Genomic DNA, 21,226 nt, shown 5'->3' with positions numbered 1-21,226 from the left:
GTCGTGCTTCCTTACTGCCAAGGGTTACGGTCGAGGGCGCTCAACTGTTTGCTCAGTTCGGTACGGGTTTCACGGATCTGCCGCTCGTCCTGGGAATCCAGCGCCTGCTGGAATTGCTTGGCCCAGTAGCCGATCTGATCGCGCAGGTCGCCCAGGCTTTCCTGATAGAGACGTTCCAACCGTGCACTGAGCAGAGTGTTCACCTGCTGCTCGCGCGGATGGATCTTCAGTTGCGCCAGGGCTTGCAGGCGCTGCTGGATCTCCTCGGGCGTCAGCACGCCGGGGTTGTTCTCGATGACCAGCGAGTGTTGCTGACCGGTCAGGGGAATGCTGACCTGGGCTTCGAGCAAGCCGTTGTTGTCGTAGGTGAAGCGCACATCCAGCTCGACTTCGCCGGCCTTGCGCTTGGGCACCTTGATGTCCAGTTGGCCGAGCGCCACGTTGTCTTTGACCAGGCGGCTTTCGCCCTGAAAGATCTTCACGACGACCTGTTCCTGGTTGTCGTGAAGGGTCTGCACGGTTTTCACCCGGCTGACCGGGACGATGCTGTTGCGTTCGATGATCGGCAAGTAGTGGCCGCTTTCATACTGGCGACCGACCTGCGTGGAAGTCTCGATCCCCAGGGTGTAGGAACAGACATCAGTGAGCACCACTTCTTCCAGCGCGGCCGAACGGGCCTTGAGTGCTGCCTGAATCGCGGCGCCCTGAGCCACGACCTGATCCGGATCGAGGCTGATCGACGGGAAACGGCCGAACAGCCCGGCGGCAAGTTTGCGCACCAGCGGCATGCGGGTGGTGCCGCCGACCAGCAGGATCTCATCGAGGTCGCTGACGCGGATGCGTGCGTCCCGCAGGGCCCGTTCGATCGGCGCGCGCAGGCGTTCGAGCAGCGGCATGTACAACGTAGCCATCTGCGCCTGAGTGATGGTCTGCGTCCATTGTTTTTCGCCGACCTGCAATCTGAATTCGGTGCTGGCGTCCTGGCCCAGTGCGCGGCGTACGCGCTCGGCTTCGCGGCGCAGCGGCTGGAGGATGGTGGAGCGCTCGGGGAAGTCCGAGACGTTGCGATGCTGATCGATAAAGTGCTCGAGCAGCACGTTGTCGAAATCCTCGCCGCCGAGGAAGTTGTCACCGGCGCTGGCGCGCACTTCCATGACGCCCTCGAAGAGTTCGAGAATCGACACGTCGAACGTGCCGCCACCCAGGTCGAACACCAAAAACGACGTTTCCTTGTCCCGTTGGTGCAGGCCGTAGGCGAGTGCGGCGGCGGTGGGTTCGTTGATCAGCTTTTCGACTTTCAGGCCCGCCAGTTCACCGGCGATGCGCGTGGCCTTGCGCTGGGCGTCGCTGAAATAGGCCGGCACGCTGATCACGGCTTCCGTGACGGTCTGGCCGTAGGTGCGCTCGACGTCTTCTTTCAGGCTCTTGAGCACCAGCGCCGACAGCTCTTCGGGACGGAATTTTTTATCCCCGAGGTAGACCTCCGTCGCACTGCCCATATGGCGTTTGAACAGCGACGCAGTCAGGCGCGGATGAGTGTGCAGGCGCTCGCGGGCGGCTTGCCCGACCAGAATCCGGCCCTGATCGTCCAGGCCCACCACGCTGGGTGTCAGGAACTGCCCCAGGGCGTTGGGCACCAACTCAGTGGCATCGCCGCGCCATACGGCAACAAGGCTGTTGGTGGTTCCCAGGTCAATCCCGACGATCATTGCAACGAACTCCCTTTGCGCTCAGACAAAAAATGAAACAGATATTGGGCGCGCAAGAATATTACCGAGGCAGTGGCGCGGTAAAGAAAGATGATGGCTCTGAGCCATTATTTGCGACAGGCAGCCGCAGAAGGGATCGTTCGGGGCGTTTGTCGAAAGCAAAGACAGGGCGCTGGAGCCAGCACCCTGTCGTTATCGTTTAAGGCATGACGGGCGGCAAATACGAAAGCGTCGTGCCCAGCGCCCACAGCAGCGCCAGCACCAGCGGCGTATGCACCAGCAATTGCACGAACGAGAAACCGATCAGATCCCGCGCCTTCAGCCCCAGCACGCCCAGCAGCGGCAGCATGTAGAACGGGTTGATCAGGTTCGGCAGGGCTTCGGCGGCGTTGTAGATCTGTACCGCCCAGCCAAGGTGATAGTTCAGATCGTTGGCCACCTGCATCACGTACGGCGCCTCAATGATCCACTTGCCGCCGCCAGACGGAATGAAGAAACCGAGAATCGCCGAGTACACGCCCATCAGCAACGCATAGGTGTCGTGGGAAGCGATGCTGACGAAGAACGTCGAGATGTGATGGGCCAGGGTCTGGGCATCGGTGCCCTTGACCGTGGTCATCAGCGCGGCAATCGAGCCGTACAGCGGGAACTGGATCAGCACCCCGGTGGTGGTCGGCACGGCGCGCGACACCGCATCGAGGAAACTGCGCGGGCGCCAGTGCAGTAACGCGCCGAGCATGATGAACAGGAAGTTATAGGTATTGAGCCCGGAAATCGCGGTGATCGCAGGTTTGGTCGAGAACTCGTGGAACAGCCAACCGGCCGCCAGCAAGACCAACAGGATGATCAGCAGCGGGCTGTGCTCCAGCCACTCGCCGGGCCGGGTGCGCGGTTGCAGCGGCGGCAGGTTGAAGGCCGGGTCGATGCCGCAGTCCTTGGCGTCACGCGCCGAGTTCGGACCGGGTGCGGTGGCGTAGGCGATGATGATCGAAATCACGATCAGCGCCAGCAGCATCACCCCCGACTGCCAGAGGAAAATCGTCTGGGTGAACGGGATCACCCCGGTGATCGACAGGATCGACGGCGGCAGGCTGGCCGGATTGGCCTGCAACTGCGCGGCGGACGACGACAGGCCCAGCGCCCACACGGCGCCGAGGCCAAGGTAGGCGGCCGCACCGGCGGCGCGGTAGTCCATTTTCAGATCGGTGCGGCGGGCGAGGGCGCGGACCAGCAAACCGCCGAACACCAGCGACAGGCCCCAGTTCAACAAGGACGCGACCATCGAGATCAGCGCGACCCAGGCCACGGCCGAGCGACCGTTCTTCGGGATCCGCGCCAGGCGATCGATCAGTTTCACGGCAGGCGGCGAACTGGCCACGACATAACCGCCGATCACCACGAAGGCCATCTGCATGGTGAAGGGGATCAGGCTCCAGAAACCGTCGCCGAAGGCCATGGCGGCATCGGTGGGCTTGGCGCCCATGGCCAGGGTGGCCAGTGCGACGATGATCACGGCAAGTGCGGCGAACACCCAGGAGTCGGGAAACCAGCGTTCGGCAAAACTGGAGCAGCGCAAGGCAAAGCGCGCAGAGCGGCTATCTTCGATATCAACGGCCACGGGAGTACCTCGGATTTTTATGTTTATTGTGGTCTTCGGGGCTTGGCCGGCCCGTCTGGACAGGTGCCAACAGTAAATCAACCGGCGGATTTTTGTGACCGTGTTTCACTGAATCAGACTATGGTCTAACGGGTTGTCGATCGGCCCGTTTGCGTAGACCATGGGCGCCTTGGTTTTTTGCCTGCCAGAGTTCTTTGCCATGACTGCCCATTCCACTGCCCGACCGGCGCCGTTCAGCCGTTCCGACTACAAGACCCTCGGCCTTGCGGCACTGGGCGGGGCGCTGGAGATCTACGATTTCATCATTTTCGTGTTCTTCGCCCTGACCCTCAGCCAGCTGTTCTTCCCGCCGGAAATGCCTGAGTGGCTGCGCCTGCTGCAAAGTTTCGGGATCTTTGTCACCGGCTATCTGGCGCGCCCGCTGGGTGGAATCCTGATGGCGCATTTCGCCGACCGGCTGGGGCGCAAGAAAGTTTTCAGCCTGAGCATCCTGATGATGGCGCTGCCGTGCCTGCTGATCGGGATCATGCCGACCTACGCGCAGATCGGCTATTTCGCACCGCTGTTGCTGCTGGCGCTGCGCATCCTGCAAGGCGCGGCGGTGGGCGGTGAAGTGCCGAGCGCCTGGGTGTTCGTCGCCGAGCACGCGCCGGCCGGGCATCGCGGTTATGCGTTGGGCTTTCTGCAGGCCGGGCTGACCTTCGGTTATCTGATCGGCGCGTTGACCGCGACCTTTCTTGCGCAGGTGTTCACCCCGGCTGAGGTGCTGGATTACGCATGGCGTTATCCGTTTCTGCTGGGCGGTGTATTCGGCGTGATCGGCGTCTGGCTGCGCCGCTGGCTGAGCGAAACCCCGGTGTTCATGGCCATGGAGGCGCAGCGCGAGGCGCGGGTCGAACTGCCGCTGCGCACTGTGCTGCGCGACCATCGCCTGGCCATGTTGCCGGCCATGCTCCTGACCTGCGTGCTGACCTCGGCAGTGGTGGTGTTCGTGGTCATTACCCCGACGATGATGCAGAAAACCTTCGGCATGACTGCCGGCCACACCTTCGCGTTAAGTGCGCTGGGCATCGTCTTTCTGAACATCGGCTGCGTGATTGCCGGACGACTGGTGGATCGCATCGGTGCCTGGCGCACGGTCATGCTCTACAGCCTGCTGCTGCCGCTGGGGATCGGCCTGCTTTACACCTGCCTGATCAGCGGTGGGGATTGGGTCGGTCTGGCCTATGCCATCGCCGGGTTGTGCTGTGGCGTGGTCGGTGCGGTGCCGTCGGTGATGGTCAGCCTGTTCCCGGCGCGGATCCGCGTTTCCGGGATCTCCTTCACCTACAACATTGCCTACGCCGCCTGGGCCAGTGTCACACCGTTGCTGCTGATCGGTCTGATGCCATGGAGCCCTTGGATCTGTGTGATGTTCTGCACAGCGATGGGCGCGGTGGGCGTCTTCACTGCGGCGTATTTCGGTTCGCGCATGCCGCGCGCAGAACATTGTCCGGTGGCCGGCACTGCCTGATTTGTCGAGGCGTAACTATTTTTGTAGGACAAGCCTCAAGCGCTCTTCAGAAAAGATTTCCAAGGCCGATGGTTAGGCTGCATACCCGCTATCCATCCAGTCCATCGGTGCTTTCCCATGTTCAACAAACGCCTGAAGCAAGAGCTGGCGGCTCTTCGTGAAGAACTCTCCAGCCTTCTGCAAGTGAAGGAAAGCCTGGAAAGCGAGATGCTGGTGCTTACCCTTGAGCCCGACGGACGGATTCAGTCGGTCAACCAGAATTTCCTCAGTGAAATGTTCTACAAGAGTCAGGACCTGATCGGCCGAGCGATCGAAGACATCGTGCCGGCGCATGTGAAGTCCGACGATTTTCATCACCGCTTCAAGGCCGCTTTGACCCGTGGCGAGCATTTCGCCGGCGCTGTGCGTCTTTCCCGCGGTAATGGCGAAGAGGCGTGGTTGCGTTCGATCGCCCAGCCGATTCGTTCATCGGATGGCCGGATCAAGCATTTCTCGATTTTCTCCAGCGACCTGACCCGCACCATCGAGGCCTCCCGCGAACACGAGAACCTGATCGGCGCGCTGGTACGTTCGACCGCCGTGATCGAGTTCGACCTCAGCGGAAATGTGCTGACTGCCAACGACCGGTTCCTCCAGGGCATGGGTTACAGCCTGGCGCAGATCAAGGGCAAACATCACCGCCAGTTCTGTGAGCCGGAGGAGTACAACAGCGCCGAGTACCAGAACTTCTGGCGTCGCCTGAACAACGGCGAATTCGTCGCCGGCCGTTTCAAGCGGGTCGACAGCCATGGCCGGACGGTCTGGCTGGAGGCGTCCTACAACCCGGTGCTCGACGCCAACGAAAAACTCTACAAAGTGGTGAAGTTCGCCACGGTGATCACCGATCAGGTCAATCAGGAACAGGCTGTCGCCGATGCCGCCAACATCGCCTACAGCACGTCCCTGCAAACTGACAGCACCGCCCAGCGCGGCACCCGTGTGGTAACTGAAGCAGTCAACGTGATGCGCGATCTGTCGAAACACATGCAGACCGCCGGCGAGGGCATCGAGGCGCTGAACGAGCAATCCCAGGTGATCGGCACCATCGTCAAGACCATCAGCGGCATTGCCGAACAGACCAACCTGCTGGCGCTGAATGCCGCCATCGAAGCCGCTCGCGCCGGTGAGCAGGGCCGGGGCTTTGCGGTGGTGGCCGACGAAGTGCGGCAACTGGCTTCGCGCACCAGTCAGGCGACCGAAGAAATTGTCGGTGTGGTGCGCCAGAACCAGGACATGGCGCGCAACGCCGTGGCCCTGATGACTGACGGCAAGCAACAGGCCGAACAAGGGCTGGCGCTGGCGGCAGAGGCGGGTACGGTAATCGTCGAGATTCAGGACGGCGCGCAGAAAGTGGTGGATGCGGTCGGCCAGTTCGCCAACCAGTTATCGAGCTGATGCCTGTCGGGCGAAGGGATGGTTCGCGGTCATCCCTTCGTTGTTTCTATCCCGCTACAATCGGCTCTTTTTCCCGGAGCAGATCCCATGCGCGAGTCCTTCCGTCGCCCGGTTCCCCTGAACAAAGCCTACCGCCTGCTCAATCACGGGCCGACCGTGCTGGTCAGTGCCGCCCATGACGGGCAGCGCAACATCATGGCCGCTGCGTGGGCCATGCCGCTGGATTTCGATCCGCCGAAAGTGGCGGTAGTCCTCGACAAATCCACCTGGACCCGACAACTGCTCGAGGCCTCGAGCACTTTTGTTCTCAACGTTCCCTGTGTGAATCAGGCTGACATCGTGCAGACCGTGGGTTCGACTTCGGGTCTTGAAATCAATCGGGATCAGGGGCGGGACAAGTTCCAGGCTTATGGCCTGCCGACTTTCGCCGGTGAGCAGGTCGATGCACCGATGCTGGACGGTTGTGTCGCCTGGCTCGAATGCCGGTTGCTGCCGGAGCCGCGCAATCATGAACAGTACGATCTGTTCCTGGCCGAGGTCATTGCGGCGCACGCTGATTCGCGAGTCTTCAGCGATGGACGCTGGCACTTCGAGGGGCATGACGGCTTGCGCACGCTGCATCATGTGGCCGGTGGACACTTCCTGACAATTGGCGATCCGGTGGATGGCAAGACGCTGTCGGTTTGAGCGCCGCTTGATGACAGGTCATGGCCGGATGTTGCAATACAAAAAAGGCTTGCCTCTCGGTAAGCCTTTTTCAGTTGGCTGGTAGGGAATTCAATCCCCTAACGCTACTCCTTCGCGCCGAGGATCTGCCCCACCCGCCAGCGTTGCATTCCCCTGGGCATCCTTGACCCGCACGATGGCCTGGGTGCCGCTGGTCATGTCGATTTCGCTCACAGCGTGGCCCTTGTCCTTGAGTGCCTGGATCAGCGTCGGGCTGAACTGGCCCTGTTCCAGTTCGGTGGGGCCGTTGCGGCTGCCGAAGTTGGGCAGGCTGATGGCGCTTTGCGGGTCGAGGTTCCAGTCGAGCAGACCGACGGTGGTTTTGGCCACGTATTCGATGATCTGCGAGCCGCCGGGCGAGCCGACGGTGGCGACGAATTCGCCGCTGTTGCGATCAAAGATCAGGGTCGGTGCCATCGACGAGCGAGGGCGTTTGCCGGGCTCTACGCGGTTGGCGACTTTCTGTCCGTTCTCTTCGGGGATGAACGAGAAATCGGTCATCTGATTGTTGAGCAAGAAGCCCTGAACCATCAGGTGCGAGCCGAACGCTGCTTCGATGGTGGTGGTCATCGACACGGCGCCACCGAAGTCATCCACCGCGACCACTTGCGAGGTGGAAATGCGCAGCGGCGAGCGATCCGGCGCGTAGGCGACCTGCACGCCCGGCGGTGTGCCGGGTTTGGCACTGCCCATGCTGCGTTCGCCGATCAGGCTGGCGCGGCTGGCCAGGTAACCCGGATCGACCAGGCCTTTGACCGGCACCGGCACGAAATCGGTATCGGCTACGTATTGCGCGCGGTCGGCGTAGGCCAGACGTTCGGCTTCGGCGATCAGGTGCACGGCTTGCGGCGCGGGCTCGATAGCGGCGGGTTTATCGGTTTGCACAGGCTTGAGCGGCGTCAGGGACAGGCGCGGATCGCGGGTTTCCAGCGCCTGCAAGGTGCCGAGAATCTGCGCCACCGCAATCCCGCCCGATGAGGGTGGCGGCATGCCGCAAACCTGCCAGCGCTTGTAGTCGGTGCACAGGGGCGCGCGCTCCTTGGCCTGATAGTGCTGAAGGTCGGTCAGTGACAGGCTGCCGGGGTTGGCGTGCCCCTGAACCTTGGCCACGATCTCTTCCGCGATCGGGCCTTTGTACAGCGCGTCCGCACCTTCATTGGCGATGCGTTTAAGCACGGCGGCCAGCGCCGGGTTTTGCAATCGCGTGCCGACGGCCTTGACGCTGCCGTCGCTGTTCAGAAAGTACCTGGCCATGTCCGGCGAACGGCGAATCACCGGATCGGATTCCAGCAGCGAATGCAGGCGCGGGGAAATTGCAAAGCCCTGTTCCGCCAGTTTGATCGCCGGCTCGAACAACGTCGCCCACGGCAAACGGCCGTGCTTTTTGTGCGCCAGTTCCAGCGCTCGCATCACGCCCGGCGTGCCGACAGAGCGTCCGCCGATCTGCGCCTGCGGGAACGCCATCGGTTTGCCGTCGTCCTGAAGAAACAGCTTCTCGGTCGCGCCGGCCGGTGCGGTTTCGCGACCGTCGTAGGTGCGCACCTGTTTGCCGTCCCACAGCACGATCATCGCGCCACCGCCGATCCCGGAGGACTGCGGCTCGACCAGGGTCAACACGGCTTGCATCGCGATGGCGGCATCGATGGCGGAACCACCCTGACGCAACATCTCGCGACCGGCCTCGGCGGCCAGCGGATTGGCAGCGGCGGCCATGTGTTTTTCAGCGTGGCTGGCTTGCAGGCCGGTGCGGTAACCGGAGGCGGCTTCCGGTGCCAGCGGCAGAGTCGAGGAGGGCGGTGCGTTACAGGCCGTGAGGGCGATGGCGCTGACGATCAGAGCCAGGGCGGGCAGGCGAAAACGGTTCAGGGGCAGGGCTGGAAACACGCGGGCTCTCCGTCCGTGGGATAAAAGTCTGACGGACTGTATCGGCCGACCGTGTACGACGCAAACCGCAGGTATCTTTGTCCTTCATGCCTTGGCGGATTTTCTGTAGGGTCATGGGCAAACGTGAAGCCAGAACAATCAACAAGAGGTCGCCATGCACAACGAGTTTCCGACCCGGCCCAGCTATCGCGAACAGCGCGAGCGCTTTCTGGCCGCCGCGAAGGGGGCGGGCGCAACGCTCTCTTCGTACGCGCATCTGCTCAATGGGCCGTTTGGCGAGTCTTTGAGTACCGATGTCGCGGTACTGGGGGATCCATCGGCCAAGCGGCGCCTGGTGGCGCTCAGCGGCACCCACGGGGTTGAGGGTTATTACGGTTCGGAGTGCCAGATCGACTGGCTCAAGCATTTCACGCAGGAGTCGCTGGCGAAGGATGTCGCGGTGGTGATGATTCACCTGATCAACCCGTGGGGCACGGCATGGCTGCGGCGGGTCAACGAAGACAACATCGACCTCAACCGCAATCATCTGGATTTCAACCGACCGCTTCCGGATAACCAGGCTTACGCCACTCTGCATGAAATTTACGCCTGCACCGATTTGAACGGCCCCGAGCGGCAAAAAGCTGATGGCTTGCTTGATGCGCAAATCGCCAAGCATGGCTGGCCGGCCGTCATGTCGATTGTCGAGGGTGGCCAGCACAGTCATCCCGACGGACTGTTTTTTGGCGGACTTGCGCCGAGCTGGTCGAATCGCACGTTGCATTCAATCATCGAGAATCATCTGGCCGGTGCTGAAACCGTGATGTGTTTCGACCTGCACACTGGCGCCGGCGAGTACGGGCATCCGATGCTGCTGACGATTACCCGAGGGCCGTATCCGGCGTTAGCCAAAGCGCAATCGATCTATGGCCCATGGCTCTATACCCTGCACACCGATGCCGAAACCTTGAGCGAAACCGGTGTTGCGGCGACCGCCACCGGGTACACCTCGCAGGCGCTGCTCGATGCGCTGCCGGGAGTGCAGTTGATGCCGTTTGTGATCGAGTGCGGGACTTACCCGGGGCCGGATGTACATCGCTACTTGCGCGATGATCACTGGCTGCATCTGCACGGCGATCCGCTGGATGCGACCGGGCGGGCGATCAAGTTGAACCTGCTGGAGCAGTTCTATCCGGCGGATCCGGACTGGCGGGCGATGGTGGGATTGCGCACGCGGCAGATATGGGCGAAGGGGCTCAGGGCTTTAGCGGGCGAGGGATAAACAAACGGCTTGCCTTTCGGTAAGCCGCTTTGGCGGCCTGGTGGTGCGCAGCGGTTTTGACTATGAATGCCGGATGGTTACTGCTAGAAGCCAGGCAGTCCGTTGGTAGCGCGCCACTTTTTCACCGTTTCTGTGATGCCTTCGGGAGTGCATTGCGCGCCATCTTTTGGCCAGTAAATCAAGTCAGATCCTGCCGGGTGCTCACTGAGACGTTCAAACTCAAAAATTAGAGGGTCAAGTATTTCATCAGGTCTTGTATTGGCCGCCAGCACGGAGTTCAGAAACTCAATGAACTCGGCTTCCGTGTAGTCAGAAATGGTTTTCTCATAGATCTTCATTTCTTGAATCCTGGCAGCCCGTTTGCTTCACGCCATGTCGCGACTGTGCGGGCTATGCCAGAGGATGACGTGTCAGCACCTGGCTCAGGGTAGTAGATAAGGTCCATCTTGCTCGGATGCCCAACGATCTCGTTGAAGTGCAGCAATAGAATATCTGCACGGTCATCTGTCGGTGCTTTGTCTTCCTTTCTGATCTCGTCAATGAACTCAACGAAGTCTTGTTCGGTGTAATCAGAAAAGTTGTTTTTGATGAAAGGGTCGCTCATGCAATTACCTCAATCCTGGTGTACTTCGACGTGATTTTTGGGGGTGTGGACTCTGAGGTTGTCAACGTTATAGACCTCGCCGCCTTGAGATATCAGTTCCACATGATGAATTTCGTGAGAGATTCTCTTGCCGACTGCATCAGCTAATCGGGCGCGAGGTGCCTTTCCGTTGCGCATGCGCTCCAGGCTGTCTTCGCTGAGCTGCTCGGCTAGCCTGGTATCTTTTGAGGCTTCGGCCCAGAAGGCGCGCCTGAATGAATCAAAGCTGGAATATTCACGGCCTCTTAGCGAATCGGCAATGCTGGTTGGGATCGGCGCGCCAGATCCCGCCCGGGCATGGTCAAGCCATACACCGGTAACATCCTCCCCAACCCCCGTCACCATCCCCGGCATCAACCTGGCCGGTTTCGAAAACACCACATACAACGACTTCAGTCCGGTCTCCGCCGGAAACACCAGAATGCAATCTTCGGCGGTGATGTCTTCGCCGGGCAGGATTTCTATCTGGCTGTCGGTGTTCGCGGCGATCGGGTGGACGAGGATCGTGCTCAGTGGCTCGCCGTGCTCCGGATAAACCAGCGGCGGCATCGCTCCCAGCGGCCCGCGTTGCGGTGTCCACAGAATGGTGATGCCGTTGAGCTTCGCCTCCATGGCGGTCTTGTCGCTGTTCCACTGGACTTTTACGGTACGTACCGAGTCGTCGCCTGAGGCTCCGGTGTGGATGCCGTAGACCTGCATGACGCCTTCGGCATCGCGTCGGAACTGGAGGCGCACGCGAGTGGTTGCGCGAGACAAGGTGCGTAGTTGATCGTCGGTGTAGAGCGTGCCGTCGCCCATTCGGGTCGGCAGCATCCCGAGGATGAGCATACTGGCCGGGCCGCCGGCGACACGCAGGGCCCAGTTGAGACGCTGCTGCAGGATGCCACCACCGGCCATGCGCCCCAGGGCCAGATCAGCGCCGATTGCCTTCGCTACGTCATGGCTGGCAGCAGGAACACGCATGGCGCCCGCCACCATGACCTTGCCAAAACTTGAGGCGGGCTCGGGTGTCGTGCCGGCATCCGTTCGACACCAGTTATCCGGTGTGCAGGATTTGGCAAAAACCAGATCGTCGCGGGGTTTTGGGGTGGGCCATTCATCTGTTGGAACGTAGAGGGGTTCTGGCTCTTGGGGTGGATTCCAGGCGGCCCACGAGGCACCGCCATTCCAGCGCTTTCGATGCCATTCATCGTCGAAAAGGTATTTGTCCAGGTCCATGACAATTCCCTGTCTTGGGATCGAGACAGGGGAGCTTGTCGGTCAGGCTGAACGGCGATCAATACGATCCCGGTGCTTGCTCGAACGAAAAATCCTCTTCGTACGTCTTTCGCACCCTGGTCCTACGGAATCTGGTCAGTTCGCCCGGAGGATCGCTTTTCTCGAGGCATAAAAAAACGGCCTACCTTTCGGTAAGCCGTTTTTAGTACTTGGTGGCTACACAGGGACTTGAACCCCGGACCCCAGCATTATGAATGCTATGCTCTAACCAACTGAGCTATGTAGCCAAGTGGCGCGCATTATTCCCCTGAAATGGAAAAGCGTCAAGCGTAAATTTCAAAATTTTTTCTACGCTTTCAACCGTTTATCAAAATCAGGCGTTCAACAGTGGCGAAGGGCAGCGCTGGAACCAGCGACTGGCCTGCTCATACGCGTGCGCCAGTTGCAGAACGGCGAAGTCCGCCTGATGCCGGCCGATGATCTGCAACCCCATCGGCAAACCCCGGGCATTGAAGCCGGCCTGGACGTTCGCCACCGGGCAACCGGATAACGTGCCGGGAATCACCACCTCCATCCAGCGATGATAAGTGTCCATGCTCACTCCCTCGATCGCGGTCGGCCAGGGTTGCGTCTTGTCGAACGGGAAGACCTGCGCGCTGGGCAGCAGCAGATAGTCGTATTGCTCGAACAAGCGTGAGATCGCCCGATACCAGTCGCTGCGCACCACCGAGGCGGCGAACACTTCGCTGGCCGAGAGCTTCAGACCGTTTTCCACTTCCCAGCAGGCTTCCGGTTTCAACAGCGTCCGTTTTTGCGGATCGGCATAAGCAGCGCCCAGGGATCCGGCGACCATCCAATGGCGCAAGGTGCGCCAACTGCTCCACAGCTTCTCAGGGGCAAACTCCGGACGCACCGACTCGATATGGCAACCCAAGCTTTCAAAGTCGGCAAAGGTCCTTTCACACAACGCGAGAATGCCGTTCTCCATGGGCAGATACCCGCCGAAGTCGCCGAGCCAGCCGATCCTTGTACCGGTGAAGTCGCGTTCCAGCGGTGCGGCAAAGGCCTCACCGGGTTCACTGATCGACAGCGGTGCCCGCGCATCGCCACCGGCCTGCACCGACAGCAGCATCGCGGCATCACGCACACTGCGCGCCATGGGACCTTCATAGCCGAGTTGATCGAAGAACAGATCGGCGCTGTCATCGAACGGCACGCGGCCCTGAGACGGACGGAAACCGAAGATGTTGTTGAACGCTGCCGGGTTACGCAGCGAGCCCATCATGTCGCTGCCATCGGCCACCGGCACCAGATGCATCGCCAGTGCCGCCGCCGCGCCGCCACTGCTGCCGCCGGCGGTTTTGCTCGGGTCAAAGGCGCAGCCGGTGGCGCCGAACAGCGGGTTGTAGCTCTGCGAACCGAGGCCGAATTCCGGGGTGTTGGTCTTGCCGATGATGATCGCGCCGGCAGCCTTGATCCGCTCGACCATGATCCCGTCACGCTCGGGAATGAAGTGCTTGAACAGCGGTGAGCCCAGCGTGGTGCGGATGCCGCAGGTCAGCGACAGATCCTTGATAGCGTGGGGCAGGCCGTGCATCCAGCCTCGGTACTGGCCCCGGCTCAGTTCGGCGTCACGTGTGTCGGCCTGGGCCAACAGATCCTCCGGCGCCTGCAGGCTGATCAGTGCATTGACTGACGAGTTGAACCGGTCGATGTGGGCAAGATAGGTCTGCATCACTTCGCGGCAGGAAACCTGGCGCAGACGGATGCGTTCGGCGAGCTCGATGGCCGGCAACAGGACCAGTTCGCTGATGTTATTGGAGTTCATGACGACGGCGCCCTTCAGACGGCTGGAAAAACGCCCCGGCCTCGTGCCGGGGCGGTAGAAATCAACGCATCAGGTTGGTCCACAGACGATCGGCCAGACGGATCGCGCCTTCGCCGCAGGTCTTGCTGAACACCACATGGGTGCCCTCGGGAATATGCAGTTCCGGTGCATCCTTGAGGCTCGCATCGAGGAACGGTTCGACGCCTTTGATCGGGCTCTGATGCTTGAGGAAGTTCTGGGTCATCGCCGAGTTTTCCGGCTGGCTGAGAAACGCGATGAACGCCTTGGCATTCGCCGGGTTCTTGCTGCCGGCGGGGATGACCATGTTGTCGACCCAGGCCAGCACCCCTTCTTTCGGATACAGATATTTCAGGCTCGGTTTCATCTCGCGGGCGCGCATGGACGAACCGCCCCAGAACATCGACATATCGATTTCGCCCGAGGCGAGGTTCTCGCGGATCGAGCCGGCCTTGGAGCTGTAGGTCTTGACGAATGGCTTCTGCGCCTTGAGCAACGTGAGGATCTGTTGCATCTGTTTCGGGTCCTCGCTGCACAGCGGAATGTTCAGGTACAGGCTGGCCATGTCGACCATGTCACTGACCGAATCGAACATGTTGATCCGCCCCTGCAACTCGGCCGGCGGCTCGTAGAGCACTTTGTAGCTGTCGGCCGGGCCTTTGTAGCGGCCACTGTCGAGCACCACGCTGGTGGTGCCCCAGATGAACGGCACCGAATAGGCGCCTTCCGGATCCCAGGTCGGTTTTTTCAGGTTGTCGACCACACTGGCGTAGTACGGCTCCTTGACCGGATCGAAGCGCTCCAGCAGGTTTTCCTTGATCAGGATCGGAATGAACTGGTGCGAGGGAATCGCCACGTCGTAACCGGCGCCGCCCTGTTTCAGTTTGGCCAGCAGCGTCTCGTTGGAGTCGTAGGAGTCGACGGTGACTTCGATGCCGGTCTGCTTCTGGAATTTGGCGAGAATTTCCGGTGAAAAGTAACCGCTCCAGCTCACCACGTTGAGTTTTTCGGCGGCTTGAACACTCCCGGCCATGACCAGCGGCACAGTCAGAAACAACGAAGTGCCGACGCTTTTTATCCACTTGCTCATGCTATTTCCCCACGGTTCTTGGAAGGTTCAGGCGTTCTTTTTGCCCAGCAGGTAAGAGAGGCTGACAAACAGCACCGAGACGCCCAGGATCAGGGTCGACACGGCGTTGACGTCGGGTGTCACGCCCATGCGCAACAGGCCGAAGATGAAGATCGGCAGCGTTGTGGTGCCGGCCTGGGAGACCATCATCGAGATCACGAAGTTATCCAGCGAGACGATGAAGGCCAGCATCAGCCCGGAGAAAATCCCCGGCATCAGCAACGGCAGGGTGACTTTGCGAAAGGTCCGCCACGGGCCGGCATACAGGTCGGCCGAGGCTTGTTCCAGCGACAGGTCCATGTCGTTGAGCCGAGCCCGGATCGGCAGGTAGGCAAACGGAATGCAGAACACCGTATGGGCGATGATCAGATTGCCGTAGCCGAGCGACAGGCCGATGGTTGAGAACAGCGCGAGCGTGGCGACGCCGACGACGATTTCCGGCAGAACCAGCGGCAGCATGATCGCGCCCATCGACAGTTGCAGGCCCTTGAACTTCGCGCCCCGTGAGGTACCGAGGGCCGCCAGGGTGGCAATCGCCGTGGCGACCATGCTGGCGCACACCGCGATCAGCAGACTGTTGCCGGCCGCCTGGCGCAGCGCCTGATTGGCGAATGCGGCGCGATACCAGTCGAGGCTGAAACCGGTCCATACCGTGGCCGACTGGTTGGCGTTGAACGAGAACACCACCAGCACCACGATCGGCGCGTAGAGGTACAGGTAGAACAGAAAACTGAAACCGCCGAATCCTGGGAAATCCTGTACGCCCAGTCCCTTGCGTTTGAGCAGACCGATCATCACGCACCTCCTTTGGCGATGCGCTGGCGTTCGGCGCGCAAGGCATAGACCGTCAGCACCAGCATTACTGCCGCCATCAGCACCAGCGACAGCGCCGCGCCGAACGGCCAGTTACGGGCATCGCTGAACTGTCGGAAGATCAGGTTGCCGAGCATCATCCGCGTGCCGCCACCGAGCAGTTCCGGGGCAATCATCGCGCCCAGGCACGGCACGAAGGTGAGAATGGCGCCGGCGAGAATTCCCGGTCTGGCGATCGGCAGCACCACTTTGCGCAAGGTGCGCAGGCGTCCGGCATACAAGTCCTGAGCGGCCTCGAGCAGGCGGATATCCATTTTTTCCAGCGTGGCGTAGATGGGCAAAACCACGAAGGGCGCATAGGTATAAACCAGCCCCAGCAACACGGCGCCGTCGGTGTACAGCAACTGCAGCGGCTCATGGATGACGCCCATGCCCATCAGACTGTTGTTGATCACCCCGGTGTTACGCAGCAGCAGAATCCACGCGTAAGTGCGGATCAGCAGGTTGGCCCAGAACGGCACGGTGATCAGAAAGATCAACAGACCGCGCCGATGCGCCGGCTGCATGGCCAGCCACACCGCCACCGGAAACCCGATCAGCAGCGTGATGACGGTGGTCAGGCCGGCGATCCCGACCGAGCGCAGGGCGATGATCAGGTAGGAGTCGGCGAAGGCCAGGCTATCGTCCATTTGCCGTTCGAACAGCAGTGAGGTGTAGGCGTCGCTGCTGAACACCTTGTTCACCCCGCCGTAGGGGTTGGCTTCCATCAGCGAATAACCGATGACGATCAGGATCGGTACTACCAGAAACAGAGCGATGGCGATCAGCGCCGGACTGACACCGAGGAAGCTCTGCAATGCCCGTCGGCGTTCAAGCGTGTTGGTTATCGGTAAGGCGTGCATGACAACTCCTCGGGTTCAATCGTGCAGGACGCTGGCGCTTCCCCGGTCGAACAGCAGACCGGCCTGGCTGCCCACGGCAAAACGCAGGCTCTGATCGATGCAGTTGGGTGTGCGCACTGTGAGGCGCGAACCGTCGCCGAGGCTGACCTGGTATTGCAGGTCGGTGCCCAGATAAATCTGCGCTTGGACCCGGCACGGCAACGCCGCCTCAGTATTGGCAGGCACCAGGTGCAGGCGCTCGGGGCGCACCGACAGGGTGACGCCGGCACCCGGTTGCACGTCGTTGCACGGCTGCGCCGGCAGAGGGTGCCCGGCCGGCCCGGCGAACCACGCCATACCGTCCTCGACGCGAGTGACGCTGGCCTGGATGAAGTTGGTTTCGCCGATGAAGTCGGCCACGAAGCGATTACGCGGCCGTTCGTAGATGTCTTCCGGGCGACCGACTTGCTGCACTTCGCCTTCGGACAGCACGGCGATGCGGTCAGACATGGTCAGCGCTTCTTCCTGGTCGTGGGTGACGAAGATGAAGGTGATGCCGGTCCTGGCCTGGATGGTTTTCAGCTCTTCGCGCATGGCCTGGCGCAACTTGAGATCAAGTGCCGACAGCGGCTCGTCAAGCAACAGGACCTTGGGATGCGGCGCCAGTGCGCGGGCGAGGGCGACGCGCTGCTGCTGGCCGCCGGAAAGTTGCGCCGGCTTGCGATGGGCGAAGCGTTCCATCTGCACCAGGGCAAGCATCTCGCGCACGCGCTCGGCGATCTGCGCCTTGGTCAGGACCTTGCCCATCGGGTGCGATTCAAGGCCGAAGGCCAGGTTTTCGGCGATGGTCATGTGCGGGAACAGTGCGTAGTGCTGGAACACCGTGTTGACCGGGCGCTGAAACGGTGGGCGTTCGGCGATGTTTTCGCCGTAGAGCAGGATCTCGCCCTGCGTTGGAAACTCGAACCCGGCAATCATCCGCAGCAGCGTGGTCTTGCCACAGCCGGAGGGCCCGAGGAGAGTGAAGAATTCGTTGTCGCGGATATCCAGATCGATATTTTTCAACGCCACCGGACCGCTGTCCGGATCGCCGTAGACCTTGCGCACCGAGCGGATCGACACCGCCAGCGTTTGCAGCGAATGCAGGGCATTCATGCGTTACCTCCGATTCCCCCATCGCCTGCGATTGCGCTGCAAGTCAGCGAATCTGTCGGGCCATGGATATTATTTTTCTGGGCAGGATCGAGATTGCGTACGGGGTGAAACCAGCTGTCTTTGTTGTTCTGCTGTGGCTCGATTATCGGCGAGGGGTTGCGCGGGGCGAAACTTCAATTTAAACATGGCAGGTGTTAGTTAATTTAATACCGACAGGTGCCAGAAACATGCCCGACCACCGTTTGCCGCCACTCAATGCAGTGCGAGCGTTCGATGCTGCTGCCCGCCTGGGCAGCTATGTCGAGGCCTCGAAAGCCTTGCACGTGACTCAGCCGGCGATTGGCCGGCATGTGAAGTTGCTGGAGGACTGGCTGGGCATTCAGTTGTTCGAACGCACGTCGCGCGGGGTCAACCTGACGCCGGCCGGTGAGAAATACCACCGCAAGATCGCGGCCGCCCTGCAGTTGATCATCGAGGCCGGCAAGGAAGCGCGCCCCAGAGAAGCCGAACGCTGGCTGCGGATCATGGTGGTGCCGGGTTTTGCCAAGCGCTGGCTGATGCCACGCATCGAGGCCATGCGTCACTTGCGCCCGGGGTTGAAGTTCGCCATCGAACCGAACTCGACCTTCACCGAAGTCGATGGCAAAAGCGCCGATCTCGGCATCGTCTACGGTCTCGACGGGCAGTACGCGGACTCCCGTGAAGCGTTGATCTGCCCCCGTGTGTTTCCGATCTGTACCCCGCAGTACCTGGCAAGCATCGAGCCGCTCGGCGGCCCGGCCGATCTGGTCCGGCACGAGTTGATCCACGTCGATGACGGCGAGTGGTGGAACCTGTGGTTCGCCGCCCATGACCTCGATATTCACCTCAATTCCGACATGCTCTACGTCAACAACGATCACGCGTTATCGGTGGCCGAGAGCGGGCAGGGCATTGCGTTGGCCAATGAGGTGCTGGTCCGCGAAGAGCTCAGGTCCGGCAAACTGGTGCGCGCAGTGGAGGCTCAGGTGAAGCTGGAAAGCTATCGGGTGCTGACGCCGTCCGCCGAGCTGTCGGCGGATGCGGCGTGGTTCATTCAATGGCTCAAGTCTGAACTGGAACAGGACTTTCCCGAAGCCTTGATCAACTGAGCCGGAAGCGTGCGGTGTTGTCACTCAAGGCCTTGCTGCCCTGGCTCAAGGTGTCTGCCGCCAGGTTGACTGCCCGTGCGCCGTCGAGCAGGCGAACCGCCGCCTGATCCACCTGCTGGATATTGCCGCTGACCTCATCGGCGGTGCTGGCCTGTTCTTCGACCGCCGTGGCGATCTGGGCGAGGGTGTCGGTGACGCTTTGCACGGCGCTGGCGATTTCCCCGAGGCGTTCACCGAGTCCGGTGACCGCTTCTGCGTCCGATTGCGCCTGGCCGCACGCAGCCTCCATCAGGCTCACGGCTTCGTTGACCGTGTTGCGCAGACTGTCGACCGTCGCGGCGATCTGCGCCGTGGACGATTGCGTGCGTTGCGACAGGCTGCGCACCTCGTCGGCCACCACGGCAAAACCGCGACCTTGTTCGCCGGCGCGAGCGGCTTCGATGGCGGCGTTGAGCGCCAGCAGATTGGTCTGTTCGGCGACTCCGCGAATGGTATCGACCACCAGTTGAATCTGCTGCCCTTGCTCGCTGACCCGACCGAGCGCTGCTGCGGTTTCGTTCAGACGCTGATTGAGCTGTTGAATGCTCGCCGTGGTCCGTTGACTGTCACGGCTGCTGTCGGTAGCGATGCGTCGGGTCTGCTGGGCGCTGCCGGAAGCCTGTTCGCAACTTTGCGCCACGCCTTGAGACGTCGCCGCCAATTGCGTGGCTGCTGCGGCAATCTGGCTGATCTGCAATTGTTGTGCTTCGACTTCGCTGAGCGCGCCGCTGGAGTGATCGTTGAGGCTGCGCACCGCGTTGCTCAATTGCGAAGTCTCGTGATCGACGCCCAGCAGGCTGGTGCGCAACTGCACCACGGCCACGTTGAGCGCGGTGCTGATCGAGGCCAGTTCATCACGGCCCACGACAGGCACTTGCAGGCTCAGATTACCGTCACGCAGGGCTTCAGCCAGCAGTGTGATGCCGCTGGCGCTGCGGCGGATCGAGGCTTGCAGGCAGACGAACAGATACAGCGCCGCCAGCAACAGAACCCCGAAGACCGCCGCGACAACGATGAACTGACGAATCGCCGATCCGTGGTAGTCATCCAGCCTCTGATCCAGCGTCACCAGTGATTGCTGGCGTAGCGTGGCGAGGTTGCCGAGCAGGGCATCGAGGCTGCGTTCGAATTCTTCAGGCTTGAGATTGATGCTGCCGCCGAACACGCCGTCATCCAGCACTTTCAAACCGGCATCCAGTTGCTTGAGGCTGTCGTGATATTGCCCGGCCCAGCCTTGCAGGGCTGGCGGCAGACGCGACTCCAGCAGATTTGCGGTTTTCACCAGTTGCTCGCGGGCATCGCCGATGCGGCTGCGCAGGTCACGCAGTTGCAGACGGCTTTGCAGGGTGAACTGGCCGGACACCACGGACGCCTGACCGACGGCTGCGAGTCGGCCGACCCGCTCGATCAGATCCGGTGCGTGCTGGGTGGAAATCTGCGTCAGCAGATAGGTTTCCAGCCACGGTGCAAGGATCAGGCGATTGTCCATCGCGATCTGCTCGCGCAAGGCTTGCAGGGCGCTGAGGGCATTGGTGAAGCGGTCGTAACCGTCCGGCCACCAACCGACACCGGAAAGGCTTTTCGAGTCCAGACCATCGAGCGCGGCTTGCAGGGCCTGATAGCGAGCCAGGGTTTCGCCTTCCGCGCCTTCGGCTTGCAGGGCATTGCCCAAGTCCACTGTCGCTTGGGCGACAGCGGGTTGTACGCCATCGAACGCAGCCATCGCGGCAAGGGTCGCGGGCGTCGGCTGGCGGTTGGTTTCCGTGGCGCGCCAGCGGGCGGCGCGGTCGCGTTGGGCGGCGAGCAGGTTGTCGAGTGCATCGAGGGCGAGCAATTGCCGCACACCGGCGCGCTCGCCGGCGATCAGATTGAGTTTGTCGCGATAATCCTGGCCGATCATCAACAGGCTGCCGGCCAAAGGCAGGATAAACAGTAGAAACAACAACTGGAATTTACGCGCGAAGCCAAACCGCCCCAGCAATCCGATCCCCGGTGATAAAAAAGCCTGCATGCCTCATGACTCCTCTGGACACCACGCACCATCGGCGTGCATCGCGGTCGTTGCGACCGGGATTGGTGCCCTGCTAAAAGGCCTCGAAAGTTCACCCTTGCCCGCTCTGTAGGCCGGCTCTGTAGCGAAACTTCCCATTCTCGATGCCCTTTGTAAGGGCGCCGCGTTCAAGCGGATAAGCAAGGCAAGATTCAGACCATGGCGTTGCGCTATCAC

The 21,226-nt window shown here is 61.4% G+C and carries 17 protein-coding genes, 1 tRNA gene and 1 pseudogene; 6 read left to right on the top strand and 13 right to left on the bottom strand.

Annotated elements, in window-relative coordinates; translation table 11 throughout:
* Positions 1–11: 11 nt before the first annotated feature.
* Positions 12–1,709, bottom strand: coding sequence for a molecular chaperone HscC (locus tag CAF73_RS02715; RefSeq protein WP_085700915.1), 1,698 nt, complete (start codon positions 1,707–1,709; stop codon positions 12–14).
* Between the two features lie 199 nt (positions 1,710–1,908).
* Positions 1,909–3,327, bottom strand: a complete 1,419-nt coding sequence (locus tag CAF73_RS02710) for a short-chain fatty acid transporter (protein WP_085701824.1) — start codon at positions 3,325–3,327, stop codon at positions 1,909–1,911.
* Positions 3,328–3,526: 199 nt separating this feature from the next.
* Here CAF73_RS02710 and CAF73_RS02705 point away from each other — a divergent pair, with 199 nt between their 5' ends.
* From CAF73_RS02705 to CAF73_RS02695, 4 genes and pseudogenes are all read left to right on the top strand, one after another.
* Entirely contained in the window at positions 3,527–4,840 is a 1,314-nt protein-coding gene (locus CAF73_RS02705) for an MFS transporter (RefSeq protein ID WP_085701823.1), read from the top strand.
* A gap of 117 nt (positions 4,841–4,957) precedes the next feature.
* Positions 4,958–5,686 (top strand): annotated as a pseudogene (locus CAF73_RS30740) (PAS domain-containing protein); the annotation flags it as partial.
* A 156-nt stretch (positions 5,687–5,842) separates the two neighbouring features.
* The gene (locus tag CAF73_RS30735) at positions 5,843–6,274 is read left to right on the top strand and encodes a methyl-accepting chemotaxis protein (RefSeq protein ID WP_371857323.1); all 432 of its coding nucleotides are present in this window, start codon (positions 5,843–5,845) and stop codon (positions 6,272–6,274) included.
* A gap of 87 nt (positions 6,275–6,361) precedes the next feature.
* The gene (locus tag CAF73_RS02695; RefSeq protein WP_085701821.1) at positions 6,362–6,961 is read left to right on the top strand and encodes a flavin reductase family protein; all 600 of its coding nucleotides are present in this window, start codon (positions 6,362–6,364) and stop codon (positions 6,959–6,961) included.
* Positions 6,962–7,051: 90 nt separating this feature from the next.
* On the opposite strand, the gene ggt is transcribed toward CAF73_RS02695, so the two are convergent.
* Positions 7,052–8,884, bottom strand: a complete 1,833-nt coding sequence (ggt, locus tag CAF73_RS02690) for a gamma-glutamyltransferase (RefSeq protein ID WP_085701820.1) — start codon at positions 8,882–8,884, stop codon at positions 7,052–7,054.
* A gap of 154 nt (positions 8,885–9,038) precedes the next feature.
* On the opposite strand from ggt, the gene CAF73_RS02685 reads away from it, so the two are divergent.
* Positions 9,039–10,145, top strand: coding sequence for a M14 family metallopeptidase (locus CAF73_RS02685; protein ID WP_085701819.1), 1,107 nt, complete (start codon positions 9,039–9,041; stop codon positions 10,143–10,145).
* 83 nt (positions 10,146–10,228) lie between these two features.
* On the opposite strand, the gene CAF73_RS02680 is transcribed toward CAF73_RS02685, so the two are convergent.
* The 9 genes from CAF73_RS02680 to CAF73_RS02640 form a co-directional block, all read right to left on the bottom strand.
* Positions 10,229–10,483, bottom strand: coding sequence for a bacteriocin immunity protein (locus CAF73_RS02680; protein ID WP_085701818.1), 255 nt, complete (start codon positions 10,481–10,483; stop codon positions 10,229–10,231).
* Positions 10,480–10,749: a bacteriocin immunity protein gene (locus CAF73_RS02675; protein ID WP_085700907.1), complete on the bottom strand. Its 270-nt coding sequence runs from the start codon at positions 10,747–10,749 to the stop codon at positions 10,480–10,482. The genes CAF73_RS02680 and CAF73_RS02675 overlap by 4 nt, the downstream gene beginning before the upstream one ends.
* 9 nt (positions 10,750–10,758) lie before the next feature.
* Positions 10,759–12,006 carry an S-type pyocin domain-containing protein gene (locus tag CAF73_RS02670; protein ID WP_085701817.1) on the bottom strand — a complete coding sequence of 416 codons (1,248 nt, stop codon included), beginning with the start codon at positions 12,004–12,006 and terminating at the stop codon, positions 10,759–10,761.
* Positions 12,007–12,216: 210 nt separating this feature from the next.
* Positions 12,217–12,293: transfer RNA gene (locus tag CAF73_RS02665), tRNA-Met, on the bottom strand.
* Between the two features lie 86 nt (positions 12,294–12,379).
* Positions 12,380–13,834, bottom strand: coding sequence for an amidase (locus tag CAF73_RS02660; protein ID WP_085701816.1), 1,455 nt, complete (start codon positions 13,832–13,834; stop codon positions 12,380–12,382).
* Positions 13,835–13,895: 61 nt separating this feature from the next.
* Positions 13,896–14,942, bottom strand: coding sequence for an extracellular solute-binding protein (locus tag CAF73_RS02655; RefSeq protein ID WP_085700904.1), 1,047 nt, complete (start codon positions 14,940–14,942; stop codon positions 13,896–13,898).
* Positions 14,943–14,969: 27 nt separating this feature from the next.
* On the bottom strand, positions 14,970–15,776 hold the full coding sequence (locus CAF73_RS02650; RefSeq protein ID WP_085701815.1) for an ABC transporter permease: 807 nt from the start codon (positions 15,774–15,776) through the stop codon (positions 14,970–14,972).
* Positions 15,776–16,696, bottom strand: coding sequence for an ABC transporter permease (locus tag CAF73_RS02645; RefSeq protein ID WP_085700902.1), 921 nt, complete (start codon positions 16,694–16,696; stop codon positions 15,776–15,778). The genes CAF73_RS02650 and CAF73_RS02645 overlap by 1 nt, the downstream gene beginning before the upstream one ends.
* A 15-nt stretch (positions 16,697–16,711) precedes the next feature.
* A complete protein-coding gene (locus tag CAF73_RS02640) occupies positions 16,712–17,830 on the bottom strand; it encodes an ABC transporter ATP-binding protein (RefSeq protein ID WP_085701814.1) in 1,119 nt (372 codons plus the stop codon).
* A 227-nt stretch (positions 17,831–18,057) separates the two neighbouring features.
* Here CAF73_RS02640 and CAF73_RS02635 point away from each other — a divergent pair, with 227 nt between their 5' ends.
* Positions 18,058–18,960: a LysR substrate-binding domain-containing protein gene (locus tag CAF73_RS02635; protein WP_085701813.1), complete on the top strand. Its 903-nt coding sequence runs from the start codon at positions 18,058–18,060 to the stop codon at positions 18,958–18,960.
* Here the strand turns inward: CAF73_RS02635 and CAF73_RS02630 are convergent.
* Positions 18,953–21,010, bottom strand: coding sequence for a methyl-accepting chemotaxis protein (locus CAF73_RS02630; protein ID WP_085701812.1), 2,058 nt, complete (start codon positions 21,008–21,010; stop codon positions 18,953–18,955). The two genes, CAF73_RS02635 and CAF73_RS02630, sit on opposite strands and share 8 nt — an antisense overlap.
* Positions 21,011–21,226 lie beyond the last annotated feature (216 nt).

The organism is Pseudomonas sp. B15(2017) (assembly GCF_002113215.1).
Classification (GTDB): Bacteria; Pseudomonadota; Gammaproteobacteria; order Pseudomonadales; family Pseudomonadaceae; genus Aquipseudomonas.
This window is presented reverse-complemented; position numbering and strand designations above follow the sequence as displayed.